Source organism: Halanaerobium sp. (genome assembly GCF_003070835.1).
The window spans coordinates 1-5,700 of the sequence record NZ_QBLR01000219.1 but is presented as its reverse complement, the minus strand read 5'-3'; the positions used below and the strand labels follow the sequence as shown (position 1 = coordinate 5,700).

General features: G+C 33.5%; 6 protein-coding genes and 1 pseudogene. 1 reads left to right on the top strand and 6 read right to left on the bottom strand.

Translation table 11 applies throughout. The features are described from left to right. Positions 1–275: pseudogene (locus CI949_RS15795) on the top strand (bifunctional 5,10-methylenetetrahydrofolate dehydrogenase/5,10-methenyltetrahydrofolate cyclohydrolase); the annotation flags it as partial. Positions 276–412: 137 nt separating this feature from the next. Here the strand turns inward: CI949_RS15795 and rbsB are convergent. The 6 genes from rbsB to CI949_RS15765 form a co-directional block, all read right to left on the bottom strand. After that, on the bottom strand, positions 413–1,306 hold the full coding sequence (gene rbsB, locus CI949_RS15790; RefSeq protein WP_134059846.1) for a ribose ABC transporter substrate-binding protein RbsB: 894 nt from the start codon (positions 1,304–1,306) through the stop codon (positions 413–415). Positions 1,307–1,428: 122 nt separating this feature from the next. Next, positions 1,429–2,391 carry an ABC transporter permease gene (locus tag CI949_RS15785; RefSeq protein WP_089716092.1) on the bottom strand — a complete coding sequence of 321 codons (963 nt, stop codon included), beginning with the start codon at positions 2,389–2,391 and terminating at the stop codon, positions 1,429–1,431. A gap of 1 nt (position 2,392) precedes the next feature. Then, positions 2,393–3,892, bottom strand: coding sequence for a sugar ABC transporter ATP-binding protein (locus tag CI949_RS15780; RefSeq protein ID WP_134059848.1), 1,500 nt, complete (start codon positions 3,890–3,892; stop codon positions 2,393–2,395). Beyond that, a complete protein-coding gene (gene rbsD, locus CI949_RS15775) occupies positions 3,893–4,288 on the bottom strand; it encodes a D-ribose pyranase (RefSeq protein WP_089716090.1) in 396 nt (131 codons plus the stop codon). It lies immediately after the preceding gene. Position 4,289: 1 nt separating this feature from the next. Next, on the bottom strand, positions 4,290–5,207 hold the full coding sequence (gene rbsK, locus CI949_RS15770) for a ribokinase (protein WP_089716089.1): 918 nt from the start codon (positions 5,205–5,207) through the stop codon (positions 4,290–4,292). Between the two features lie 30 nt (positions 5,208–5,237). Next, the coding region (locus CI949_RS15765) for a substrate-binding domain-containing protein (protein ID WP_290768045.1) at positions 5,238–5,700 on the bottom strand (463 nt) is incomplete at its 5' end.

The following is a 5,700-nucleotide window of genomic DNA, read 5'->3' as shown; positions in this document are numbered from 1 at the left end:
ATTTAGAATGGGAATTAAAAAATGCAGATATAGTTGTAGCAGCAGTTGGGAAAGCAGAAATGATAAAAGGTGAGATGCTGGATAAAAACTCAGTAGTTATTGATGTCGGTACTAATTTTATTGATGGCAAATTACTGGGAGATGTTGATTTTGATTCAGCAGCTAAAAAGGTAAAGGCTCTTACTCCTGTTCCAGGTGGAGTTGGCACAGTTACCAATCAAGTTTTAATGAGAAATATTGTCAAATCATTTAAAAATCTGCATAGAATTAAATAGTTTTAAAAACTAATTAATCTTTAAAAGGCCCTTCTAAAATTTTCAGAAGGGCCTTTATTTATGCCTGATGGTCTATTTATTCATGTCCATTGAATTTAAATCAGGCAGTTTAAATACATTTTATACTTTCTAATTATTTATTCAGTAATTAACTCTAAAGGTACAGGTGTGTATTCATCAACTTCTTCACCATTTGCAACCTTAACTGCTGTTTCTACTGCCATTTCTCCCATCAGAGCTGGTTTCTGGGCAATAGTTGCTGCTAAGTCACCTGCGTTTACTGCTGCCACTGCATCATCAATAGCATCAAAGCCAACAATCATTATCTCATCAGAACGACCTGCTGCTGCAATAGCTTCCATTGCACCTAAAGCCATATTATCATTGTGAGCAAATACAGCATCAATTTCTGGATTACCCTGTAGAATATTTTCCATAACAGTCATACCTTCTGCCCGATCAAATCCAGCAGGCTGTCTAGCTATAACTTCCATACCCTCATATTTATCCATAGCTTGATTAAATCCTTTACCTCTATCTCTAGCAGCAGAAGTTCCAGGAATACCTTCTAATTCTACAACTTTACCTTCTTCATTTAACTGTTCAGCAATAAAATCTCCAGCCATTTCTCCACCAGCCACGTTATCTGAGGCAATATGACTTACTACTTCTCCACCTTCTGCACCACGGTCAACAGTAATTACAGGTACCCCTGCATCATTTGCTGCTGTAATTGCTGAAACAACAGCATTACCATCAACTGGGTTCACTATTAAAACATCAATTTGTTTGATTAATAAGTCTTCAACACTACTTAACTGAGCTGCAGCATCGTCTTGGGCATCTACAACCAAAATTTCTACTCCCATTTCTTCTGCCATTGACTCTGCTCCCTCTTTTAAGTCAACAAAGAATGGATTGTTAAGAGTTGAAACAGCTAAACCTATTCGTAAGTCCTGAGCTGCGATACCTGCTGTAAGTCCAGCCACCATAATTAATGATAAAACTAAAATAATTGTTAATTTTCTCATTTTGTTATTCCTCCTTGAGTTTAATTCCTTTAATAATATTTAATAGAATTCATTGAATCACTTCCAAAGAAGCTGATGAAAACTCACCTCCTATTTGAGATATTTTATTTGTATTTATATTATCACTGCTGCTGGCTTTTACGATCTAAGAAGACAGCAAGCAGAATAACAGCACCTTTAGCAACTAACTGATAAAATGAAGATACATTTAAAAGGTTTAAGCCGTTATTTAAAACTGCAATTATCAATGCACCAACAATAGTACCAATAACAGTACCACTTCCACCAGAAAGACTTGTACCTCCTAAAACAACAGCTGCAATTGCATCTAATTCATAACCTTCTCCAGACATCGGTTGAGCAGAGTTTAACCTTGATGTTAATATTATACCACTAACTGCAGCTAAAAAACCATTTAAAGCATAAACAGCTACTTTTATTTTTTCTGTATTAATTCCAGAAAGCTTTGTTGCTGTTTCATTGCCGCCTATAGCATAAATATAACGGCCAAATGGTGTCTTTTTCAGTAAAATATAAATAATAACTAAAAACATAAACATGATGACTACTGGAATTGGTATTCTACCAAGATATCCTGCTCCAAAAAATCTAAAAGTCTCATTAAAACCTGAGATTGGACGACCATTTGTATAAATCAAAGTAAAACCTCGGGCAATTGTCATCATTGCTAAGGTTACTATAAAAGCTGGTAATTTAGCTTTAGCAACTGCTAAACCATTAAAGAAACCTAAAGCAGTACCGGCAGCTAATCCGATAAAAATTGCCAGAAATACATTTAGCCCTGAGTTAACCATCATTCCGGCTGAAATCGCTCCAGAAAAAGCAAGCATCGAACCAACTGAAAGGTCAATTCCTCCTGTTAAAATTACCATAGTCATTCCAAAAGAAACTATTGCTATAATTGAAACCTGTCTAATAATATTTAAAATATTTGGTATGGTTAAAAAGTAAGGACTCATAAATGACAGCACAATTACTAAAATTAATAATCCAATTCCTGTCTTAAATTTATTTAAAATTTCTAAAATATTTTTTTTCTGTATATCATTATTAAGCTTGTTCACTTTACTGATTCCTCCTTCCGGTTGCCAGCTTCATTACAGCTTCCTGATCTGCTTCGGCGGCATCCAGCTCTCCCATGATTTTTTTTTCATGCATTACTATAATTCTATTACTTAAATTTAAAACTTCAGGTAGTTCTGAGGATATTAAAATAACTGCTACCCCATCATCAATCAATTCCTGCATTAAATTATATATTTCTCTCTTCGCTCCAACATCTATTCCCCTGGTAGGTTCATCAAAAATTACAACCTCTGGTTTAGTAGAAAGCAGCTTTGAAATTACCACCTTTTGCTGATTTCCTCCACTTAGATTTTTAACAAGCTGTTTTTCAGAAGGAGTTTTAATCTTTAAATCTTCTATATATTTTCTTGCTAAATTGTTTTCAGCATTTGAATCTATAAAAGTATTTGCCTTTAACATTGATTTTAAAACAGAAACACTTATATTATTAGCAACAGAAAGCCCAAGAACAAGACCTTCCTCTTTTCGATTTTCACTTAGATAATATATCCCATTATTTATAGCATCAGCTGGTGATTTAATCTCAATTTTTTTTCCTCGATAATAGATATCACCACTTTTTTCTTTAAAAACACCAAATATTGCTTTTGCCAGTTCGGTTCTTCCAGACCCCATTAAGCCCGCAATACCTAAAATTTCCCCTTTTTTTAAGGAAAAAGAAGCACTATTTATTTCATCTGGTACAGTTAAATTTTCAATCTTTAATATTTCATCAGTAGGATTAAAATTCATTTCAGGGAAACGATCTTCAATTGTTCGACCAACCATCATTTTAATTAGCTGATCTTCATTAGTATTAGATGTTTCAACCTCACCTACAAACTGACCATCTCTTAAAACTGTAACTCTATCACAAATTTCAAAAACTTCTTCTAATCGGTGTGAAATATATACTATTGCTATTTCTTGTTCCTTTAGCCTTGCTATTAGTTCAAACAAAATATCTATTTCCTGATTGGTTAAAGAAGAAGTTGGTTCGTCCATTACCAGTATATCAGCATTTTGAGAAACAGCTTTTGCTATCTCTACCATTTGCTGACTACCAATATTTAAATCTTTAATCTGAGCTTTGGGATCAATATCAACTCCCAGCATATCAAGAACTTCTTCAGTTTTTTGATAAAGCTTTTGATAATTGATAAAAATACCATTTCTATCTTCTCTACCTAAAAATATATTTTCAGCTACATTTAAATAAGGAATTAACTCCAATTCCTGATGAATAATTGCCAGACCGGCCTTCTGAGCTTCTTTAGTATTCTCAAATTCAACCGGCTCACCTTTTAAGATAATTTTTCCTTCGTCCCGCGGATGGATTCCATTTAAAACTTTCATTAAAGTAGATTTCCCAGCTCCATTTTCACCTACTAAAGCATGAACTTCTCCTTTTTTAAGGGAAAAATCAACTTTATCTAATGCTTTAACTCCAGGAAAGGTTTTGGTGATATTTTTCATTTCCAAAACAGTTTCTTTTGCCATTTAAAAATCAACTCCTGAAATTAAAATTATATTAGCATATGGAATTATTTCTCCACTGCGAACTACAGCCCTGGAGCTATTTGTTTTATTTTTAAATTCAGTATGCGGAATATATTCAACCTCTATATCAGGCAGTATCTTTATAATTTCTGCTTCTAATTTAGGACTTTTTTCTTTAATTTCTGCAGCTAAAATTGCCTTTTCAACAACCAAATCGTTCAATACAGCCTTTAATATTTCCAAAAATTTAGGGTATCCTTTTGTCAGTGATAAATCAACTCTTTCAACTTCCTCTGGAATTGGTAAGCCGCAGTCTGCAATTGTCAGGCTATCTTTATGACCCATCTCAGCAATTACTCTTACTAATTCACTATTAATTATTCCACCTTTTTTCATCTTATTTACTCCTTTCTGCAAGGAATTCTTCTAATTTTTTTTTATCTGGGATAGAACTCTGTGCTCCTGCCTTGGTTACTGAATAGGCTGCAGCCTGAACAGCAAACTCCAGTGCTTTTTTTAGTTCATTTTCTGCTATTAAACTAGCAGCAAAGGCTCCTGCAAACACATCTCCTGCTGCTGTTGTATCAACTGCTTTAACTTTTAATGTATCTAAATGGATTTCTTTTTCCTGACCATAATAATTAATCCCTTTCTCTCCTTCAGTAACGATAATATTTTTTATACCTTTTTTAAGAAGGATCTTAATTTTTTCAGAACGGCTTTTTGCTTTTATATCTTTCAATAATAAGTCCAATTCGCCTTCATTTGGCAGCAGATAATCTATTTTTTCTAAAATACTATCTGATAATTTCTGAGCTGGTGCCGGATCTAATATAATCTTTGTCTTGTTTTTTGAGGCAATTTCTACAATTTTTTCAATAGTATTAAGCGGAATTTCCAGCTGTAAAAGTATAATTTCGGCTTCAATAATTTTATCTTTAATTTTTTCTATTTTTTCTGGAAGCAGCTCATAATTGGCACCTGGAGAAACAATTATCCTATTATTTCCCTTTCTATCAACAGTAATCACTGCAACTCCTGTGCTCTGACCTTTAATTTCAAAAATATTATCAATATTAGTTCCTCCATTTTTCAAACTAGACTTTAATTTAGGTGCAAAACTGTCATCTCCACAGGCTCCAATAAATTCAACATCAGCTCCTAATTTAGCAGCTGCCAAAGCTTGATTTGCTCCTTTACCACCAGGGATTTGTTCAAATTTACCACCAATAATAGTCTCTCCTTCTTCTGGATACCTATCTGTTTCAACAACTAAATCCATATTCATACTTCCAATAACAAGTATTTTTGACAATTAACTCACCTGCCTTTTATAATTCTTTACTTAAACTGATTCTCTAATAATCAAATCAGTAGTTAATATTTGATCTTTAATTTCAAATTCCTGCTTATTAATCATTTCCAACAAAATTGTTACTGCTCTTTCTCCCATCTCATATTTAGGCTGGCGCATTGTTGTTAGCTCAGGTTTCAAAAGCGAGGCTAAATTGATATCATCATGACCAGCAACTGCTATATCCTTAGGAATTTCTAAAGCTGCTTCAAAAAGAGCTTTGTAAACTCCTGCTGCACTTAAGTCATTTGCAGCAAAAACAGCCCTAGGTCTGTTTTCTAAATCTAACAAAGACTGCATAGCTTGATAAGCAGAGTTTTGGGTATATTCACCTTCAATAATATATTCGTTCTTGATTGGGATTCCATGATTTTTTAACGCTTTTTTATATCCTTCTAACCTATCACGAGCAGTTGTTGTATTTAAATCACCACTTATATGGGCAATCTTTTTA